Source organism: Burkholderia sp. FW306-1C-G01B, assembly GCF_058781685.1.
The window spans coordinates 1-21,477 of the sequence record NZ_JBYSWZ010000029.1 but is presented as its reverse complement, the minus strand read 5'-3'; the positions used below and the strand labels follow the sequence as shown (position 1 = coordinate 21,477).

Sequence of the window (21,477 nt, the reverse complement as noted above, 5' to 3'; positions counted from 1 at the left end):
CAACGATGCACGGAAGAAACGTAAGGCTGCTGACTTTAATGAGATTGCCTCAGCTATAGAAAGTCATGTCAATGGGCTTCTATATGAACAGCAAGAGCCTGTTTGTTCGTATGGCTATGACGAGGCGGCGAACGCGCTTGGATATCCGTTGAAGCGTAGCCCAACCACAATCTCGAATTAACATTATAAAAATCATATAGAAATGTTAATTCTGTTTTCTAAAAAAAAAGTCCATCGCTTTTCAGAGCGGAAAATCAGTCTTCGCTCGCTAAATTAACGATTTGTGACACTGTGGATCGCTCAGTGTCTGCTACGATCGCGCAGAAGGATCCCGGGAGACCAACTGTGTGTGCGCTTTGATGTTGGGGCGCTTAGCATAGCCGTGTGTAAACCTTTGCGAATCCTGCGCAGCACCGGCCGTGGTTGCGCGTAACGACAACCGGTTCAGTCGGATGTCGATTCCAGTCAAAAATTGAAGCAGCGACGCGATTTGCGTCGAACGAAGAATGAATAAAAATCGCTATCGGGTTTTGTTCAATCGCGCACGTGGCGCGATGATGGTTGTTCAGGAGAACGGCAGCTCGCCGCGTGCAGCCGGAAATCCGCAGGGCGTAAGTGCGCCGCTGAACTTACCGGGATTGCGCGTCGTGTGGCAACCGATCGCGATGGCAGCAGCGTTGCTGTTCGGCATACCGGTATTCGGCTTTGCGCAAATCGTTCCGACTCCGGGAACAAGCACGCACGTAATCCAGACGCAGAACGGCATCCCGCAAGTGAATATTGCCGCACCGTCCGGCGCTGGTGTCTCGGTCAACACGTACAACCAGTTCGATGTACAAAAACCCGGCGCGATCCTGAACAACTCGCCGACGATCGTGAATACGCAGCAGGCGGGGATGATCAACGGCAACCCGAATTTCGGGGCAGGCCAGTCCGCGCGGATCATCGTCAACCAAGTCAACAGCAACGCACCGTCGCAACTTCGCGGTTATGTGGAGGTGGGAGGCAATCGAGCTGAGGTAATCCTGTCGAACAGCGCAGGTATTCAGGTCGACGGCGGCGGGTTCATCAATACGTCGAGAGCTGTCCTCACAACGGGAACGCCGTATTACGGCGCAGACGGGTCGCTCGGTGGATTCAACGTATCGCGCGGTCTGATTTCCGTAAGCGGTGCTGGCCTTAATGCGTCGAACGTGGATCAGGTTGACTTGATTTCTCGCGCCGTACAGGCCAACGCTGCCATTTACGCGAAAAATCTGAACGTGGTCGCCGGGGCTAACCAAGTCAACCACGACACGCTTGCAGCAACGCCGATTGCTGGCGATGGTGCCGCACCCGCTATCGCGATCGACGTGAGTCAACTCGGCGGTATGTACGCCAACAGGGTCTTTCTCGTATCGAACGAATTTGGTGTCGGTGTCGCGAACGCCGGGACGATCGCTGCACAAGCAGGCGACTTGACGCTTCAATCGAACGGCCAACTCGTACTCACGGGCAAGACAACGGCGAGCGGCAACCTTACCGCAACCGCGAACAGTGTTCAAAACAGCGGCACGACATATGCGCAACAGAGCGCAAACGTTTCGGCAGCCGGTACGTTGTCGAACAGCGGCACGCTCGCCGCTCAACAGAACACGACAATCAACGCGGGCATCATCAATTCGACGGGAACGCTCGGCGCAGGCGTAAATAATGATGGTTCTGTCGGCCATAGCGGTGACCTGAGTCTGTCGAGCACTGGCCAACTAACGGCGACCGGGCAGAACGTCGCGGGCGGGAACGTATCGATTTCGGGCGCTGCCGTCAACCTGGCGGGTAGTGAAACGGCCGCGAACGGCAATCTCACGCTGAACACGAACGCAGGCGACTTGAATCTTTCGAACGCCACGACGAGCGCGCAGGGCGCGGTCAATGCGAATGCAGCAGGCGCATTGATCAACGATCACGGTAGCCTGTCGAGCCAAGGCGGTACAACGCTTACCGCAGGCAGCATTTCGAACCAGGGTGGCAAGGTTTCGGCGCAAGGTCCGCTGAGCGTGCAGTCGAACGGCGCAATTTCGAATCAGGGCGGCACGCTGGTTTCCGAAAATGCAATGCAGGTGCGTGGTGGCGCGATCGCGAATAACCAAGGCACGATGCAGAGCGCGGCCGGAATGAATATTTCGGGTAGTTCGCTGGACAACAGTGCCGGTCGCGTTACGTCATTGAATTCGGATGGTCTGTCGATCACGACGACAGGGCAATTGACGAACGCGGCTGGTACGACCGCACTTGGCGCACAAGGCGGCGTCATCGGCGGCAACGGCGGTGTGACGGTGCAATCCGGCAGCGTCGTGAACCACGGCACGGTCAGTGCACAAACGAACCTGCAAGTTGATTCGCAATCACTCGACAACGGCAGCGGTACGTTGTCGGCTGCACAAAATGCAGTGATCAATGCGGGTGCGCAATTGACGAATAATTCCGGCAGCATCGCGGCCGGACAATCGGCAACGGTGAATGCAGCATCGCTGAGCAACGACGCGGGTTCGATACAGGCCAACCAGTTGTCGTTCGGGGCGACGAATTTGTCGAACCACGGTGGCACGATTACGCAAACCGGGACCGGCGCAATGAATGTCGCTGTCTCGAACACGCTCGATAATTCGAGCAACGGCGTTATTCAGACGAACAGCACCGACCTGAACCTGACGCCTGCGACGCTGATCAACGATCACGGAAAGATTACGCACGCGGGCAGCGGTACGTTGTCGATCACAACCGGTGCGATGTCGAACCAAGGCGGCAAGATCGCGACCAATGGCGCGTTGAGCCTGAAGGCTGCTGCTGTATCGAATAGCGCCGGGACACTGGCCGCACAGCGACAGGCTGCGCTCGACGTTCAATCGCTCGATAACCATGCAGGTGGTTACGTCGGTGCCGACAGCATCACGCTGAAAGCACAAGGCGCGGTCGATAACCGCGCGGGCACGCTCGAAGCGAACAATGGCGTTTCGGTGACAGCCGACAGCCTCGCGAATGATGGAGGCTCGCTCAAAAACGTGGGTACGAGCGCGCTGTCGGTCACGACGGCAAACGCGCTGACGAATACGGCTGGCGGCATGATCGGCGGCAACGGTGACGTGTCGGTGTCGGCTGGCAGTATCGATAATTCCGGTGGTTCGTTGCTTGCGGGCCAGTCGCTGGCAGCACAGTCGAACGGCCAAATTGTGAATACCGCTGGTCTTGTTCAGGCGAACGGCAATCTGTCGCTTCGCGCGCAAGGTGCCGTGACCAACAGCGCGGGCCAAATTGAAGCGAACGGCGCGACATCCATCCTCAGCGTATCGGGTTCCAGCGTCGATAACAGCGATGGTCGAATCGCCAATATCGGCAACGGTGCGACGACGGTCGACGGCGGCGCATCGATCACGAACACGAACGCGTCTGGTAAAGCGGGTGCGGGCACAATTGGCGGAAATGGCGATGTGACGCTGACCACGCAAGCACTCACCAATGCACAAGGCGGGCAGACGCTGGCGGGACACGACCTGACGTTGAATGTCGCGAGCAACGCGAACAATGCAGGCGGCGTGCTGTCGGCGGCGAACAACCTGACGTTCAATGGTGCGAACGCGGCGCTGTCGAACCAGAATGGTTCGGTGCGGGCAAACGGCGCACTGTCGTTGACGGCCGCATCGATTGACGACACCTCTGGCAAGATTGGTAACGACGCCGGTAGCGGCGGCAGCGTATCGATTCAGACCGGCGCACTGTCGAATCAGGGCGGCGCGATTGGTAGCGATCAAGACCTGACGCTGAACACTGGTACGTTGTCCGGCGACGGTTCCATCATCGCGGGTCGCAACGGCTCAATCACGCTCGCGGGCGATTACACGCAGACGGCGGCGAACAAACTTCACGCAAACGGCAACCTGAATTTCACCACGTCGGGCAAGCTGACGAACCAAGGCGTAATGGATGCCAACGGTGCGCTGACGGTGAATGCTGCGAACGTCGATAACCAGAGCGGTGCGGATTTGAATTCCGCAAACACGACGGTCAACGCGAACGGCGGCACGATCGATAACGCAGGCCGCATCGAAGGCGATTCGGTTACGACCAACAGCGCGACGTTGAACAACACGGGCACCGTGATCGGTGCCAACGTAACGGCGAATGCCAATACGATCACGAATACCGGTGCTGCAGCCGTTTTCGCCGCCGCCAATCAGTTGAATCTGTACGCGACGATTCAATTGTCGAACACGGGCGGTGCGAACCTGTTCAGCGTCGGTGATATCAATATCGCGGCGAATGGTCAGCACGACGCAAATGGCTTGCTCGCGAACCGCACGCAAAACGTGCTGAACGATCAATCGACGATCGAAGCGCAAGGGAATGTCGAACTCGCGGCCGGTACCTTCACCAATACGCGTCCCGCACCGACGGTCACGACCGAAACGACGAGCACGTCGAGCAAGCACGAAACGAAGCGCCAGAAATACATCGTGTGCGCGACGATGAATGCTGACCCGAACGGCGGCTGCTCGCAGGCGATGTGGGTAAACGGCTACAAGACTCCGCTGACGTCAACCTATAGCCCCTCGCAAGTGGTATCGGAAACGTCCGGACCGAACGCGACCGACAAGGTGCTGGTCGTGAACGTGAACGGCAAGCAGCAAACGATTTACTACAACACGCTGGCGACCAACGCGGACGGGTCTGTTACGGTCAACTATTGGGATGCATACGATCCGCACGTCAACTACGTTCCGGATACGGAATACAAGACGCGCAGCGACGGCCATAACGGCTATCAGCGGGTCGAAATCTGGCGCGATACGACTTCCACGATTCAGCAAGACAAGGTAACGAGTCAGGCGCAGCAAGCGCAGCTTGTCGCGGGCGGCAGTATCACGATGGCGAACGTCGGCACGATCAACAACGAATACAGCGCGATCACGGCTGGCAAGTCGATTCAAATCGGCAGCACGCAACAAGGCGGCTCTGTCGGCAGCGGAAGCTACGGCGGCACGACGGTGAACAACGTTGGTCGGACGCTGTATCAGTATCAGACCGACAATATCGTATCGATGTATGCGTGGAACGAGGACACGACGCAGGATCGCGGCACGATCGTTGAACCGTCCGTTGTGCACACTCCGATTGCTATCGGTGGAACGGGCGGCACGATCATCGCGAACCAGTCGGTGTCGATCGACGCGCAGAACGTCAATAACCAGAACGTCGCCGCGCAGAATTCGGCTACCGGTGCGACAGGGGGCACGCTTGGCAACAACGCGGCCAATCAGGGTGTATCGGGCACCAATCCGTCCAAGGTCGGCGCGGCGAGCGGAACGACGACCGTTCCGGCACTGCAATCGGTCGCGAGCGCGACGGGGGCTTTGTCGATCACGTTGCCGACAAGCGGGATGTATTCAATTCATCCCGCGCCCGGTCAGCCGTATCTGATCGTCACCGACCCGCGTCTGACGAGCTATACGAAGTTCATTTCGAGCGACTACATGCTCGGCCAGTTGAACCTGAACCCGGCGAGCATTGAGAAGCGGTTGGGTGACGGGATGTACGAGCAGCAGATGGTGCGTAACCAGATTACGCAGTTGACCGGCCGTACGTTCCTGCCGGGTTACGCCAGCGCTGAGGATGAGTATCGTGCCCTGATGACGAACGGCGCGAACTATGCGAAGGAATTCGGGTTGGTGCCCGGGATGGCGTTGACGGCTGCGCAGATGGATGCGTTGACGAGCGATATCGTGTGGCTCGTTGACCAGACCGTGACGCTGCCTGACGGCAGCACGACGCACGTGTTGGCCCCGGTCGTTTATATGGCGCAAACGCATGCGAACGATCTGCAACCGAGCGGTGCGTTGATCGCGGCGGACGATGTTGAAATCCATACGGCTGGCAGCACGACCAATTCGGGTGTCATCAAGGGGGGCTCGAAAACCGTCTTGACCGCAACGGATATTTTGAATCGCGGCGGCACGATTTCGAGCAGTGGCACCAACGGTACGACGGTCGTGTCGGCGAGCAATGACGTAGTGAACGCATCCGGGATGATTACGGGCAATCGCGTAGCTGTCAGCGCGGGTCGGGATATCGTTAATACGACGCTGGTCGATACGGTTGGTGTGAGCGGTGCATCAGGCGCGAGCAAGGTCAACCAAACGTTGCTCGGTCAGCAAGGCACCATTGCGGCAACGGGCGATTTGTCCGCGCAGGCGGGTCGCGACCTGACGCTTCATGGCGCGAATCTGTCGGCAGGCGGCGACGCGCTGGTGACGGCGGGTCGCGATATCAGCGTCGACACGGTTCAGTCCACGACGAACCAATCGATGTATCTGAACGATCAGCATCATTGGGAACAATCGGGCACCACGAACGTAACGAGCGGCATCACCGCAGGCGGCAGTTTGGGGATGCAAAGCGGTAACGATACGACGCTCAAGGGCGCGACGGTTTCTGCTGGTAAGGATTTGTCCGTGCTCGCAGGCGGCAACCTGACGGCGACGACGGTCACGGATACTGCGAAGCTCGATAACGTCGCGGCGGACAGCAAGACGCGCAAGGAAGTCGATCACAACTACGACGAACATGCGGTTGGTACGCAATTCACGGCGGGCGGCAACGCGACGCTCGCGGCAGCAAGTGCCGACGCGTCGAAAGGCAACGTGACGCTCACGGGTTCGTCGCTCACGGCGGGCATGACGAATGGTGTCGAAAACGGTACGGGTGCAGCGAACATTGCGGCGACCGGAAACGTCACGATCAACGAAGCTCGCGAGGAACACGACGCGTATCAGTCGGTGCAAGTCCAGCGCGGCAGCTTCGTCAGCAGCACGAAAACCGATTCGATGCAGAACACGCAGGCGAACGTCGGCGTCGGCAGTACCGTGTCGGGCAATGCGGTCAACATTCAATCGGGCCGCGACCTGACCGTCCAAGGCAGCACGGTGGTCGGCACGAACGATGTCAACCTTGCGGCGGCAAACAACGTCAATATCACGACGTCCAAGGATACGGTTTCGCAAGACAGCTATTATCACGAAACGCATTCGGGTATCGGTACGAGCGGGCTGAGCGTGAGTATTGGCACGCAGAAAAAGACCGATACGGATCATGCTTCGTCCGTCACGAACAACGCGAGCACGATTGGTTCGCTCAATGGCGATCTGACTATCAAGGCGGGCGATACGTTGCACGTGACGGGTAGCGATCTGATTGCTGGAAAGAACCTGACCGGTACGGCTGCGAACGTGGTGATCGATTCAGCAACCGATACAAGCAACAAGACGCATAGCGAGACAACCAGCAGCAGCGGCGTCACGCTTGGCTTGTCGGGCAGCATCGGCGATGCGATTAACGGTGCGTATCAGCAGGCGCAGGCGGCAAAGAGCGGTGCCGGTGACAGTCGTGCAACTGCGCTTCACGCGATTGCGGCGGCGGGCAATGCTGCAATGGGTGTGGCTGGTCTGACGGGTGGTGCACTCGCGGGCGGCGGCACACCGAGCATCGGTGTTCAAATCAGCGTCGGATCGAGCCATAGCCGACTCGATACGTCGGAGAACCAGACCACGCAGCGCGGATCGAGCGTGACGGCCGGAGGCACGACTTCGCTGATTGCGACGGGCAACGGCACCCCCGGTAGCGGCAATATCACGGTCGCCGGTTCGAACGTTTCCGGCAACGATGTGCTGTTGGCCGCGAAGAATCAGATTGACCTGCAGAACACGACGAACACCGATTCGACGCGCAGTTCGAATTCGTCGTCAAGCGCAAGCGTTGGCGTGTCGATCGGCACGAACGGTATCGGGGTGTCGGCCGCCATGTCGCGCGCGCATGGCGATGGCAACAGCGATGCCGTGATGCAAAACAATTCGCACGTAACGGGTGCGAACAGCGTGACGCTTCTCAGCGGCGGCGATACGAACGTGATCGGCTCGACCGTCTCCGGTCGTACCGTGACGGCAGACGTGGGCGGCAACCTGAACATGCGCAGCGTGCAGGACACGACCGTCAGCAGCGCGCATCAAAGCAGCGCAGGCGGCGGCATCAGCGTCAGTACGATGGGTGGTAGTGCCAGCTTCAGTTCGTCGCACGGAAACGCGAACGGCAATTACGCAGGCGTGAACGAACAGGCCGGGATTCAGGCGGGGGAAGGCGGGTTCAATGTGACCGTCAAGGGCAATACCGACCTGACGGGCGCGGCAATCGCCAGTACTGCCGATCCGTCGAAAAACACGCTGACGACAGGTACGCTGACTTATCGCGATATCGAAAACCATTCGACCTACAATGCGGATAGCAGCGGCTTTAGCGCTGGCGCAGGCGTTGGCGTCACCGGGAAGTCGATCGGAACGGGATCGGTCAGCGGTGCAGGCGGCGTGACGCCGATGATTTCGCAGTCGGATAGTGGTAGTGAGAACGCTACCACACGAAGCGGTGTGAGCACGGGCACGATCAACATCACGAATCCGACCGGCCAGACACAGGACCTGGCTAACCTGAATCGCGACACGTCGAATCTCAACGGAACGGTATCGAAAGCGCCGGATGTGCAGAACCTGCTGGATAAGCAGGCCGACGTGATGAACGCTGCACAAGCTGCAGGTCAAGTTGTGGCACAAGGCATCGGCGCTTATGCGGATATGAAGCAGAAGGAAGCGCAACATGCTGCCGATGCGGCCAAGCTGGCGGGCGATACGACGGCGCAAGCTGCCTATCAAGCCGAAGCCGATTCGTGGGACGAAGGCGGAACTAACCGACTTTATCTGCACATAGCGGGCGGCGCGCTCATTGGTGGCTTGGGCGGTGGCGGAATCGGGAGCGCGGCACAGGGCGCGGCCGGAGCAGGACTGGCAGCGTTGCTGGCCGATCAGACGAAGCAGGCCGCAAATGCGGTGGCTGGTGCGACGGACTCGACACTTGCCGGGAAGGTGTCAGGCAACCTGCTCATCGGTGCATTGGGCGGGCTGGTCGGTGGAACAGCGGGCGCAGCTACTGCTTCGAATGTGAACCTGTACAACCAGTGGAACCATACGGATACGGACACGCTTGAAGAGGCCAGTGGGCAAGGCGCGGTCCGTAAGAAAACGACGGCGCTTGATCTAGTATTGCAGAGTATTGCCAATGGATTGAACGCGGTTATCGGCGTTGGCGGTGGTAAGCCGCCTACGGCGAGTCCGGGGTTGGTGTTGGCAGGAGAGGCAGGGGCGGGAGGGCAAGTTGCGAAGCCGGGTGTTGCGGGCTATGCGCCGGGTATGCCTATATTGTCCAGTGGCAACGATCAGCAGTCGGGCGACAGTACGAATTCGGCACCGGGCCGTGCACAGTCGCGAATCAATATCACGAATGATGGTATGGATCACATCGGCGATCGCCATCTTGATCCAAATGTGAACGCAAGCCAGTTTACAATTAGTGAAAGCGACGTACGAAAGCTACTTCAAGACCCCAATACGGTATCAACACCGATTACAAGAGAGTTGCCAAGCGCAGATGGGATTCGATACGTCAGAGAGGTTGATGTTGGTAGGCCCATTGGGACAGATAAATTCAATAACAGTCAGCCGACATCGGTCATGACTGTCTTGACAGACAAATTTGGGAATCTTGTGAGCGCATTTCCAGGGAAATTGAAATGAATTCGAGTAGGCAGGAAGGTGCGAGAGCGATGCGGAGTCAGTTGATTGAGCGATCCGCCAATCTACTTTCGAACGATAATTCGGATGCACTAGGCGTAGCCCTGCGTCGATTTTTTCCGGGGCTGAAACATGCATTCGTGATTAATTGGATACCGGATCAGGCTGAAGATATTTATTGGGTATTGATTAGTCAGATGAGCATTGCACAGATTGAGATTGTGAGAGGCGATGGTGCGAATTCTTATCCGCCAAAATTGCGCATGGTCGAACTTTCCACATATCAGAATAAGCGGCACTCACGTGATGTTAGGGAGAGGCTGGCTATGGCGTTGGAGTTGATTAAATCCTTGTCGTGATTTAGACGGTTACACACTACGCGTTGTAGTTGGGTGGGCCGGTGACGGCTGGCGTCGCGGTCCTTGGCGGATCGATCCGAGCTTCAATTCGGCAATTCAGAAAGGACTCAACAAGTTTCTCGGGGGTAAATGATGAAAATTAATCGACCGATGAAGGATGCCTTGAGCGAAGCGCGACTGAGCTGTCCGCTCAACCCGTCGTTAAAGAGCATCGCAGATAGTGGATTCGAAGTACGTGACGAGTGTTATCTCTTGCGTGCTCTATTGGGGTCAACAAACGCGACGCGCGGAAGCTTTCCCGATTGCACCGGCTATGAATGCTTCGTCAATTCTTTGCACGTCGAAGATTACGACCCGGATTTACCACTTGCGCAGGCTGTCCTGCTGGTGAAGGAGGTGTTTGCGATTTGGAACGCGATGCAACAAATGCCACAACTTACCGCTGTCGTAAGTGCAGATGAATTTAGTGTTGTCACAAAATTTCATGTTCACCGCCCTGGGGAGCAATGGTTAAGCGATAACATCGATGGTTATGGTGATCCAGTTATGTCAATTGACTCAGATGAGGATGTTATTTCTCAAATAGCGATGACTCAATGAGCGGATACGTCGCGAGATGTGATGACGAACAGTTGTACCATTTAATCTACCTCAGGGTTCTGCCCGTCTGACAATGAAAACAATTAAACGGCTGGCGGCAGTACCGCTTGCGGCTTTTGTATCGCTTGCGGTTCAGGCGCAGCAGGCCCCCACACCTGCAGACCAAGCCGCTGCCGCACGCGCAAACGCGGAACAGGATCGACAGGCGCAGCAGCAACGCGACGCGCAACAGCGTGACGCGGAGTTGCACGCCCCTTCTGTGCGATCGGAAGTGCCACACGCCGAAACATATCCGACGTTGCCGAACGAACAGCCGTGTTTTCGGATTGACCGCTTCACGCTTGATGTTCCTGATTCGTTACCGGCCACGGTGAAAGCGCAGGGCGCATCCGCGTTGCCGATGGACCGCTTTGCGTTCGCGCGTGAATGGCTCGAACACTACGCGGGGCAGTGTGTCGGCAAGCAAGGACTTGATGTACTCGTCAAAGGGCTGTCGCAGGCCGTTCTGTCACGTGGCTTTATCACGACGCGCGTCCTGCTGCCTGAGCAGGACTTGTCTAACGGTACGCTGAAAGTTGCACTGATCCCCGGGGTGATCCGTCACGTGCGCTTCGCCGATGAAAAACTGCGCGGCACATGGAAAACAGCGTTCCCGACACGTGATGGCGAGCTTTTGAACCTGCGTGACCTAGAACAAGGTCTGGAGCAGATGAAGCGGGTCACCAGCCAAGACGTGTCGATGCAAATCGTTCCGGCCGATGTACCGGGCGAAAGCGATGTGGTGCTCGACGTGAAACGCGGCAAGCCGTGGACCGTCGTCGCATCGATCGACAACTCTGGAACGCGCGCGACCGGTAAGCTGCAAGGCAACCTGTCGATCGGCATCGACAACCCGTTGGGCTTGAACGACATTTTCAACGTCGGTGTGAGTCAAGACCTTGAACTTGGTGACAAGCGCCTTGGTTCGCACGGCTGGAATGGTTTCTATTCGATTCCGTGGGGATATTGGACGGCGACCCTTTCCGCATACACGAACACGTACTATCAGCAAATCGCGGGCGTTAATCAGACGTTCGTAGCGAGCGGGAACTCCAAGACGATTGATTTCAAACTGGCACGCGTGCTTGCACGCAGTCAGAACGACGTGTTGGGCGGCTATTTCCGCTTGTCGCGCCGCTTCGGCCAGAGCTTCATCGAAGATACTGAGATTCCGCAGCAGCGCCGTAACAACACGTTCGTTGAATTCGGGCTGACCGATCGCCACTATTTCGGCGGCGCGCAGTTTGATGGCACGCTTGCGTACAGGCAAGGTATCGGCACGTTTGGCGCACAGGATGATGTATTGGCAATGGACGGCGGGCCGACGTACCGCTACAAAATGGCCGTGCTGGATGCGAACCTGTCAGTGCCGTTCGCGATCGCGCAACAGCCGTTCCGCTACGTGACGACCTTTCACGGCCAATACACCGGCAACACGTTGTACTACATCGATGACCTGACGATCGGCAGCCGTTACACGGTCCGCGGTTTCGACGGCGAAACGATGCTGGCGGCGGCGCGCGGCTTCTACTGGCGCAACGAACTGCAAATGCCCATCGGACAGACGGGGCAGGCGATTTATGCAGGACTCGATTACGGCCGCGTTTGGGGACCGCAGCCTGTCGCGCTGGTCGGTACGCAACTGGCCGGGGCAGTGATCGGCGTTAAAGGCAGCGTTGCAACGCGCTTCGGCGGTTACGGCTACGACCTGTTCGCCGGTACGCCGGTCTACAAGCCGTCCGGATTCCCGACTGCGCGTGTCACGGTTGGATTTCAGGTTACAGCGCAGTTCTGAAATTATCGAAGATAGAATTCAGTGATGTTTAAAAATACGTTGATGGCCGTCGCACTCGGCACATTGTTGGCTGGCTGTGCGTCGCAGAACACGCACAGCGCGGCCTACGATCCTGCAACTGATGCGAGGATTCGCGTTTATTTTGGCGCATCCACGCACTTCTTCTTCAACACGACATGCGAACCGAAGAAAGGTGTACTCGGTTTCGGCGGCGGCGGAATGGCAGTGGCTAAACCACGCACGCTACATCTCGCCAACACGACGATCGGGATGCCCGTTCCAGAGGACGCGTATCGGTACTATGACGAGTATGTGATCAAAGCCAACGAGCCACTGACGATTTCGGTCGAATACGGTGGTGACTCGTTGCCTGATTTTAACGGCTTCATTTTTAGAAGTCCGTTTCAGCACATTGCTCGTACTTTCGTTCCTCAGGCTGGCAAAGATTACGAAGCGTTCGCAAGCAATGCATCGAATAGTCTCCAACTCAACGTTCGGAGGCTATCTGTCGTAGGTGAGCACGTTCAGACGGAGCCGGTCAGCATCAAGGCCGCGCCAAAGTGCCAAGATGTCAGTCCCGACCCTGCCGGGTAAGTTTCGTTTTCCCATGACGAGTTCACGACGGCAACCGATGCAGGAAGATCGCGAGCTAACCGCTTTTTTGCAGCGGCATGTCGATGTGTTGCTGTCGCCGAATTCTGAGCCACGTCCGCCGTGCTTCCATTGCGGCTCAGCGCACGTTGGTATCCGTGGATACCGAAACGCCTTGAGTGGTCACCGAATTCCGCGCTTCCTGTGTCGGGCATGTAATCGCGAATTTACACGGCTGCACGGTACGCCGCTGTATGGGCGGGCGTCATGCGCAAAAGTTGGAGGCGCTGATAGCGCTTCTATCGCAACCGATCAGCCGTTCGACCGTTGCGACGTCGCGAATCAGCGCGTCGGTCGCATCGATTTCGGTGATCAGCACGTCGTCCGCCAGCGCACCCGGCTTCGCGTGGGAATGGGTGTGGTTGCCGAGCCGATGGCCTTCACGCGCTATGCTCGCCGCGATCTCGAGCGCGCCTGCGAGGTTCTTGCCGAGCAGGAAGAAGGTCGCGTTGCACGACGCGGCGCGCAGGACGTCGAGCAAGGGCGGTGTCGACGGGCCCGGGCCGTCGTCGAAACTGAGGTGAATGGACATCGCGTGGAGGGCGCGCGTGTGAGTGGAACCGGAACGAGAGCGCAATCCGTCGGCTGACGCGGTCGCGCATCGTCAGCGAGCGGGAGCGTGCGGGCGTAACACGGCCGGGCGATACCGCCCGTGCTCAAGCGTTGAATCGCTCAATCGTCGGAGGCAAGCGCCGGCTCGTCGGGAATCGCCCGCTCCGCCAGCGCGACGTAATCGCCCGACGCCGTGCGCTCGACCCGCGCATCGACGCGGTACGCGCGCCGCAGGTTCGGCGGCGTCAGCACGTCGGCTGGCGCGCCGTCCGCGACGAGTCCGTCGGCACTCAGCAGCACGAGCCGGTCGCAGAAACGCGATGCGAGATTCAGGTCGTGCATCGCGACCAGCACGATCGCGCCGCGCCGGCGGGCCGCCTCACCGACCGCCTCCAGCGCGAGCAATTGCCAGCGCAGGTCGAGCGCGCTGGTCGGTTCGTCGAGCAGCAGCAGCGGCGTGTCGCGCACGAGCACCTGCGCGAGCCCGACCATCTGTCGCTGGCCGCCCGACAACCGGTCGAGCGACGACATCGCCAGCGGGTGCAGCCGCAGCCGCGTGAACACCTGTTGCAAACGCCGGTCGCGCGTCGCGTCGGACAGGCCGCCGCAGGTGGCGCGCAACGCGCTGCGCACGGCTTCGTACACGAGCAGCGACGACGGTTGCGGCAAGGTCTGCGGCAGATAGCCGACCTGCCGCGTGTGTTCGCGGCGCGACCCGCACAGCAGGTCGAAGCTGCCGAATGCCGCGCGACCGGTCGCGGACGCGAGCCGCGCCAGCGCGCGCAGCAGCGTTGACTTGCCGACGCCGTTCGGCCCGAGCAGCCCGATCGTCGTGCCCGGCTCGACCGGCGCGAGCGACAACCCGTCGAGCACGACCCGGGCGCCGTAGCGGACGGATAGCGCGTCGAGATGCAGCATCGGCTCAGCCATCGAGCCTCCTGCGCCGGCCGACGAGCAGCATGAACAACGGCACGCCGACCAGCGCGGTGATGATGCCGATCGGCAGTGTCACGCCGGGGATCAGCGTCTTGCTGAGCACGGACGCGCCGGCCAGCATGATCGCGCCGGCGAGCGCCGCGCCCGGCAGGTAGTAGCGATGCTCGTCGCCGACCAGCAGTCGCGCGACGTGCGGCCCGACGAGGCCGACGAAGCCGATCGTGCCGACGAACGACAGCGCCGTCGCGGACAGCAGGCTGATGCGCGCGAGCGCGACGAGCCGCAGACGCTCGACCGCGATGCCCATGCTGCGCGCCTGCTCGTCGCCGGCGCGCAGCGCCGTCAACGACGCAACGTCGACGCTCGCCCACAGCGTGCAGGCGGCGAACACGAAGGTCAGCAGCACGATCTTGCCCCACGTCGCGCGCGCCAGGCTGCCCATGCTCCAGAACACGATCTGCTGTAACGCATTCGCGTCGGCGATGAATTGCAGCAGCCACAGCAGGGCCTCGAAGCTGAACATCAGGCCAAAGCCGAACAGCACGACGGTTTCGGTCGTCGCGCCGTGGCGCCACGCGAGCCAGACGATCAGCAGCGTCGCGACGCTCGCGCACGCGAACGCGCCGAGCGACAGCGCGACGTTCTCGTTCCACAGCACGAGGTGCCAGCCGGAAATCACGACGAGCGACGCGCCGACGCTCGCGGCGGCCGACATGCCGAGCGTGAACGGACTCGCGAGCGGGTTGTTCAGCACGGTCTGCATTTCGGCGCCGGCGAACCCGAGCGACGCGCCGACGAGCACGGCCATCAGCGCATACGGCAGGCGCACGTCCCACAGGATCACGCGCTGTTCGAGCGGCAGCCCGTCGGGCCGGAACAGGCCGCCGACCAGGTCGGCGACCGGAAACGGCGACGGGCCGGTCGAGACGTCGACGACGAGCAGTGCGACGAGCACGCATGCGAGCGCGGCCAGCGCACCGACGCGCCGCGCGGCGACCGCGCGGTAGCGGAGTCGCAGCGACGGAGGCGAAACGGGTGTCGTCGTGCTCATGCGGCCGCTCCGGACGCGGGCTCGACAACCACACGTGACGCAAGCGCGAGGCTCGGCAGCACGACGCCGCCGTGATCCTCGCCGTCGATCAGCCGGAACGCGGCGTCGAGCCCTGCGCGGCCGCCCACGCGCGCGACGAAGTCGCGCGCGGAACCGATCTGCTTGCGTGCCTGCTGGCGGCGCATCCGTTCGGCGTCGTGATTCGGTGCACCTTCCTCGAGGCCGCCTGCGGTCACGAGGACGCGCAGCGGTGGTGCGAGCGGGGCGGTTTGCGCGGCGAATCGGTCGGCATAGGGCAGCAGCGCGCGCTCGCCCCACCAGATCGACGGGCTCGCGGCCACGTAGCGCCGAAACAGGTGCGCGCGCGTGAGCATCGCGTACAGCGTCAGCAGGCCGCCGTACGAGTGGCCGAACAGCGTCTGCCGCTCGGGATCGACCGGCAACTGGCGGGCGAGCCACGGCTGCACGTCGTGCTCGATGAAGTCGAGAAAGCGGTCCGCGACGACGCCGCGGCCGTTCGGCAACGGCGCGAGCGTGTAGTCGTCCGCGCGCGCGGCCATGTCGTAGGGCCCGTCGACCGGATAGCCGATGCCGATCACGACGGCCTCGGCGTCGCGCGCGCCGTCCGGCCGAGAGCGGAGATTGCGGACGAGCTGCACCGCGAGCGGGAACAGCGCATTGCCGTCGAGTACGGTGAGCACCGGATGGGGCGCCGAGCCGAAACGCTCGGCCGGCAGCGCGACGAACAGACGCCGCGTGCGGCCGGCGATCGTCACGTCGAACTGGCGGCTGTTCGGCACGACGACCGGCAGTGCGGCTTCGAGGCCGGGCCAGGCAGGCGCATCGGCGGCGCGCGCGGGCGCGAGCCGGCCGCCGAGCGGACCGGCCAATCCGGCGACGAGCAGGGAGCGGCGCATGGAGGAGGCGGGCATCCGCATGTCAGGACCCTTCCTGCACCCAGTATTCGCCTTGCAGCGGAACGGGCTGGAAGCGTCGGACCATCGTATCGAACGTGGCGCGCGGATCGAGATCGGCGAACAACGCCGGATGCAGCCACTTGGCCATCGCCTGCACGGCGACGACGTTGAACGGCGAATTATAGAAGTGATGCCAGATCGCATATGCGCGCCGCTCGCGGACCGCGCGCAGCGGTGTGATCTGCGGCCGCTTCAGCGAGCGGTCGAGCGAACGGACGGCGGCGTCGTGCGGCACACCGGCGCCGAGCGCGATGCGTTGCGGCGCGCTTTGCAGCGTCTGGAGCGAGCCGATCGCGGTGCCGATGTAGAAATCGGGCTGGCGACTCAGCAGGTATTCGGGGTTCAGCGTGCCGTGCTCGCCGGGCACGCGGCCTTTCGCGACGTTGTTGCCGCCAGCGGCGTCGAGCAGGTGGCCCATCATGCCGGTCATCGTGTCGCAGCAGTCGCCCGACAGGCCGACGCGGCTTTCGAGGAACACGCTCGGCGCGGCCGGGCGCGCGGTCGCGAGCCGCGTGCGGACGAGGTCGAGCTGCCGCCGCCAGTACGCGTTGAATTCCGTCGCGCGCTGCGGCGAGCCGAGCACCTGGCCGAGCAGCGCGATGCTGCGTGGCGTGTTGGCGAGCGGGTCGTGCCGGAAGTCGACGAACACGATCGCGACGCCGGCCGCCTCGAGCCGCGCGAGCGTTTCGCGATCGCGCTCGCCGGGGCCGTGGCCGCCGCCGAGCCCGAAGATCGCTATCTGCGGACGCAGCGCGAGCGCGCGCTCGTCGCTGAAGCTGCCGGACTGCGAGCGCCCGATGCGGGGCACGTCCTTCAGGCGCGGGAAGCGCGCGAGCCATTGGGCGTAGCTCGCGGGATCGAGCTGCTCGAAATCACCCATCATGCCGACAAGGCGGCGCGCCGGATCGTCACCGTCGACTACCGCCAGCGCCGGCAGCAGGCGCCCCTCGCCGAGCAGCACGCGCTCGACGCGCGCGGGAATCCGGACCTGCCGCCCGGCCAGGTCGGTGACGGTCGTCGTGTCCGCCTGTGCGGCCTGCATCACGAGCCAGCCGCACAGCCATACGCCAAGCATGGCCCACATTCCGCTTGTATTTCTCACGTGACTCCCGATACGATATAAATGAGAACAATTCTCATTTGATTGTAGCCGAGCCGACGCCGCGACAGGGGCGTCGGTCGTTTGATCGCACGCCAAAATAGTTTGCGTGGGCGCAAGAGGCCTGCGCGCGGGGGTATGACGACATGACAGCGCTGACACCAGCCGCTTCCCATTCCGATCGCTATCGACACGACGCACATGTCGCGCGGATCCGCGAGGTGCGGCCCGGGCTGCGGATCCATTCGGACGACGCAACGGATGAATTCGACGCCGTGATGTCGGGGCAGTGTTCACCGGGCCTGCATCTCGTGCTGCTGCTCGAGGGCGCGCTCGACGTGTCGTACGGTGACCGGCGCGTGGTGCTGACGACGGACGGGCGCCGCACCGGCCGCACGGACTGCGAAGCCGCGCGGCCCGCGGTGCGGATGCAGTCGTTCCTGCTCAACGCGGTCGAGCCGGACACGTTCCGCAGGCGGCTCCGCAAGGGCGGTTACGCACGGCGGCTGAGCCTCGCGATGTCGGGCGAATGGCTCGGCCATCTGCAGGCGGCCAGCCGCGGCGTCCTGCCGGAACGGCTCGACGCGATGCTGTCCGCGCATCTCGCGATCCGCTTCTGGCAGCCGACGCCGCGTGCGACGGCGCTCGCCGAACAGATCGTGCGGCCGCCCGCCTATCAGCCGATGCTGCAGGCGATCTATCTGGAGAGTCGCGTGCTCGAACTGCTCGCCGAGGCCTTCACGCCGCTCGAGACCGGTGCGGCGCAGGCGGCGGAGGCGTCGCTCGGCTCGCGCGACTATCGGCGGATGGCCGAGTTGCGCGCGTTCCTCGCGAGCGACGCGGCGCAGGAACTGTCGCTCGACGACATCGCGCGGCACGCCGGGATGAGCGCGAACGCGATGCAGCGCCAGTTCCGCGCGGCCTATGGCACGACCGTGTTCGACTTCGTCCGCGAACATCATCTGCAGCGCGCGCGGCTCGCGCTCGAGCGCGATGCGGTGAGCGTCAAGCAGGCCGCGGCGCTGGCCGGCTACACGAGCGCCGCGAACTTCGCGACGGCCTACAAGCGCCGCTTCGGCGTCACGCCGACGCTCGCGCGACGCAGCGACCGGCGTTGACGATGGCCGGCGACGGCGCTCAAACGACTTCGATGCTTACGCAAAGATTTCGATTGGTTACATGTTTCATAATGCAAATGAGAATCAATAGCATCATGAAACGTAGAAGGCGCCACCATGTCGAGTCAAGCTGCAAGCTTTGCGTTGAAGCCGGTCGTCGTTGCCGGCCTGTATCTGATGGGCGTGTCGTGCGCGTGGGCGCAGACGCCTGGCCGGGTGGCGGAACCCGCCGCCGCGTCGTCCGTCGCCGCCAAACCGGATGACCCGGGCAAACCGGCCAAAGCGGTCGAATCCGTACCGCCGGATGCTGCCGCCGATCCGGCCGCGCTGAAGGAGATCGTCGTCACGGCGAGCCGCCGCGAGCAGGCGATCCGCGAGGCGCCCGCGAGCATTTCGGTGATCAGCCGGGAAGACATCGACGCGAAGCCGTATACGTCGGTCGCCGAGATCGTCGCCAACGTCGAGGGCGTGAGCGTCGTCGGTGCGTCGCCGAACGACCAGGACATCTCGATTCGCGGGATGCCGGGCGAGTACACGCTGATACTCGTCGACGGCCGCCGCCAGAACACGCGAGAAACGATGAACCGTGGCACGGCCGGCGTGCAGTCGAACCTGATGCCGCCGCTGTCCGCGATCGAGCGGATCGAGGTCGTGCGCGGGCCGATGTCGTCGCTGTACGGCGCCGACGCGATGGGCGGCGTGATCAACGTGATCACGCGCAAGGTGCCGAAGCGCTGGGGCGGCACGATCACGGCAGGCAGTGTGTGGCAGCTCGAATCGAACCAGGGCGACACGCAGAGCGTCGACTTCTGGCTTGGCGGCCCGCTGAAATCCGACGTGCTCGGGCTGCAGGCGTCGGGGCGTCTCCTGCATCGCGGCGAAGACGACATCTACTACCCGAACAGTGGAACGGGCGGGGCGAACGGGCAGCGGATCGGCAGCTTCGACGTGAAGCTGTCCGCGAAACCCGCGAGCAACCAGGACGTGAGCGTGAACATCGGGCGCGAGCAGCTCACCTATCTCAGCACGCCGGGCAAGAGCGCCGCGCCGCTCACGCCGCGCACGGCGGCCACCGCGCTCACGGAGACGCGTCATGTCCGCGATTACTGGGGCATCACGCACGACGGCCGCTGGGGCTTCGGCGACACGACGGTGTCGCTGTACGGCGAGCGCGGCGTGCAGGACCAGTGGACGCCGGCCGGGCGTTCGCCGGTGAAGCCCGCGCTGACCGACACGATCCTCGAAGGCAAGGCCGCGATACCGTGGTGGGGCGAGCGCAACATCCTGACCATGGGCGGCCAGCACATCTGGTCGCGGCTGTCCGGCATCAGCGTGCAAGACGCGGTGCCGAAAGGCCATGGGGCCAATGCGGATCGTGTCACGCGCGACGCGTGGGCACTGTTCGGCGAGAACGACTACTTCTTCAACGACCGCTTCACGCTGACGACCGGCGTGCGGCTCGATCACGACGAGCGTTACGGCAGCCACGTCAGCCCGCGCATCTACGGCGTGTACCAGATCAGCAAAGCGTGGACGGTGCGCGGCGGCGTATCGACCGGGTTCCGGCCGCCGTCGCTGCGCCAGAGCACGGCCGGCTACTGCATGACGTCGGGCGGCGCGGCGGGCGCGACGCCCGGCACGCTGTGCGGCAATCCGGATCTCAAGCCGGAGACGAGCCTGACCGAAGAGCTCGGCGTGCGCTACGACCTGGGCGACACGTACGCGGGCCTGACGCTGTTCAACAATCTGTTCAAGAACAAGGTGGCGAGCTACGACACGGGCAAGCCCGATCCGCGCTCGCCGGGCCGCAACATCTATGTGTACGACAACATCGACCAGGTCAAGCTGTACGGGCTCGAGATCGGCGCGGGCACGCGCCTGTCGCGCACGCTGAAGGTGTCGGGCGCGTACACGCTGACCGAATCGCGCCGCGAAGGCAGCGGCGAGAAGGCGTTCAACGGCAGTTCGCTCGACGGCTATCCGCTCGACAAGACGCCGAAGCACAAATTCAACGTGCAGGTCGACTGGACGCCGACCGCCAAGCTCGATCTCTACGCGACGGCGAACTATATCGGCAGCGAATACTGGGCCGCGTTCCGCAACGGCGCGCAGGGCGTGCGCGAACGGCCGTCGACGACGACTTTCGATCTCGGCGGGCGCTACCGGATCGACAAGCGTTTCTCCGTCAATTTCGCGGTGCTGAACCTGACCAACAAGATGGTGCCGATCGACGATCGCACGCGCACGACCGGGCTGAGCGGCAACTGGCTCGTCGACCAGGGGCGCCGCATCGCGGTGAGTCTGACCGCCGAAATGTGACGGCATGGCCGGCGCGCCGCGCCGCGCCGGCTCGTTCAATCTGGAGGCAATGTCAATGAATGCGATTTCCCGACTTTCCGAACTATTAGTACCCCATAGCGTGCGGGATGTTTATCGTGCGGATACGCCGCTGTTTCTCGCAACGCCGGCGCATACGCTGCTGGCCAGCGATGTTGCGGCGGCGATCCCGCATGCGGGCGCGCCGCTCGCGGCGCGCGTGAACGATGCGTTGCGTCGCGAGCGGGCCGGCGGCCACATGGGTGCGGCGGTAGTCGGCGCGGTGCCGTTCGACGTCGACGCGCCGGCCGCGCTGCGGGTCGCGCGCACGATGCTGCGC

The 21,477-nt window shown here is 62.1% G+C and carries 11 protein-coding genes and 2 pseudogenes; 8 read left to right on the top strand and 5 right to left on the bottom strand.

Translation table 11 applies throughout. The features are described 5' to 3' along the window. Window positions 1–506 precede the first annotated feature (506 nt). The 5 genes from AC3WLY_RS34940 (at window position 507) to AC3WLY_RS34920 (ending at window position 13,031) form a co-directional block, all read left to right on the top strand. Window positions 507–9,647 carry a hemagglutinin repeat-containing protein gene (locus AC3WLY_RS34940; protein ID WP_492308898.1) on the top strand — a complete coding sequence of 3,047 codons (9,141 nt, stop codon included), beginning with the start codon at window positions 507–509 and terminating at the stop codon, window positions 9,645–9,647. Further along, window positions 9,644–10,003 carry a hypothetical protein gene (locus AC3WLY_RS34935; RefSeq protein ID WP_310143180.1) on the top strand — a complete coding sequence of 120 codons (360 nt, stop codon included), beginning with the start codon at window positions 9,644–9,646 and terminating at the stop codon, window positions 10,001–10,003. Before AC3WLY_RS34940 ends, AC3WLY_RS34935 begins: the two co-directional genes overlap by 4 nt. A gap of 129 nt (window positions 10,004–10,132) precedes the next feature. Continuing rightward, complete coding sequence (locus AC3WLY_RS34930; RefSeq protein ID WP_310143177.1) at window positions 10,133–10,603, top strand: PM0498 family protein; 471 nt, start codon at window positions 10,133–10,135, stop codon at window positions 10,601–10,603. 73 nt (window positions 10,604–10,676) lie between these two features. After that, window positions 10,677–12,437, top strand: coding sequence for a ShlB/FhaC/HecB family hemolysin secretion/activation protein (locus AC3WLY_RS34925; RefSeq protein WP_310143174.1), 1,761 nt, complete (start codon window positions 10,677–10,679; stop codon window positions 12,435–12,437). Window positions 12,438–12,461: 24 nt separating this feature from the next. After that, window positions 12,462–13,031: a hypothetical protein gene (locus AC3WLY_RS34920; RefSeq protein WP_310143171.1), complete on the top strand. Its 570-nt coding sequence runs from the start codon at window positions 12,462–12,464 to the stop codon at window positions 13,029–13,031. Between the two features lie 328 nt (window positions 13,032–13,359). Here the strand turns inward: AC3WLY_RS34920 and AC3WLY_RS34915 are convergent. From AC3WLY_RS34915 to AC3WLY_RS34895, 5 genes and pseudogenes are all read right to left on the bottom strand, one after another. Continuing rightward, a pseudogene (locus AC3WLY_RS34915) lies at window positions 13,360–13,620 on the bottom strand (polysaccharide deacetylase family protein); the annotation flags it as partial. Window positions 13,621–13,760: 140 nt separating this feature from the next. Beyond that, the gene (locus AC3WLY_RS34910) at window positions 13,761–14,570 is read right to left on the bottom strand and encodes an ABC transporter ATP-binding protein (protein ID WP_492308897.1); all 810 of its coding nucleotides are present in this window, start codon (window positions 14,568–14,570) and stop codon (window positions 13,761–13,763) included. Next, on the bottom strand, window positions 14,563–15,627 hold the full coding sequence (locus AC3WLY_RS34905) for a FecCD family ABC transporter permease (RefSeq protein WP_492308896.1): 1,065 nt from the start codon (window positions 15,625–15,627) through the stop codon (window positions 14,563–14,565). Before AC3WLY_RS34905 ends, AC3WLY_RS34910 begins: the two co-directional genes overlap by 8 nt. Further along, window positions 15,624–16,544, bottom strand: a complete 921-nt coding sequence (locus AC3WLY_RS34900; RefSeq protein WP_492308895.1) for an alpha/beta hydrolase — start codon at window positions 16,542–16,544, stop codon at window positions 15,624–15,626. Before AC3WLY_RS34900 ends, AC3WLY_RS34905 begins: the two co-directional genes overlap by 4 nt. Window positions 16,545–16,566: 22 nt before the next feature. Then, window positions 16,567–17,688, bottom strand: a complete 1,122-nt coding sequence (locus tag AC3WLY_RS34895) for an ABC transporter substrate-binding protein (RefSeq protein WP_175961315.1) — start codon at window positions 17,686–17,688, stop codon at window positions 16,567–16,569. A gap of 161 nt (window positions 17,689–17,849) precedes the next feature. On the opposite strand from AC3WLY_RS34895, the gene AC3WLY_RS34890 reads away from it, so the two are divergent. The 3 genes and pseudogenes from AC3WLY_RS34890 to AC3WLY_RS34880 all read left to right on the top strand — a co-directional run. After that, complete coding sequence (locus tag AC3WLY_RS34890; protein ID WP_492308894.1) at window positions 17,850–18,821, top strand: helix-turn-helix transcriptional regulator; 972 nt, start codon at window positions 17,850–17,852, stop codon at window positions 18,819–18,821. A 117-nt stretch (window positions 18,822–18,938) separates the two neighbouring features. After that, window positions 18,939–21,140 carry a TonB-dependent receptor domain-containing protein gene (locus AC3WLY_RS34885; RefSeq protein ID WP_175961317.1) on the top strand — a complete coding sequence of 734 codons (2,202 nt, stop codon included), beginning with the start codon at window positions 18,939–18,941 and terminating at the stop codon, window positions 21,138–21,140. A 55-nt stretch (window positions 21,141–21,195) separates the two neighbouring features. After that, window positions 21,196–21,477 (top strand): annotated as a pseudogene (locus AC3WLY_RS34880) (isochorismate synthase); the annotation flags it as partial.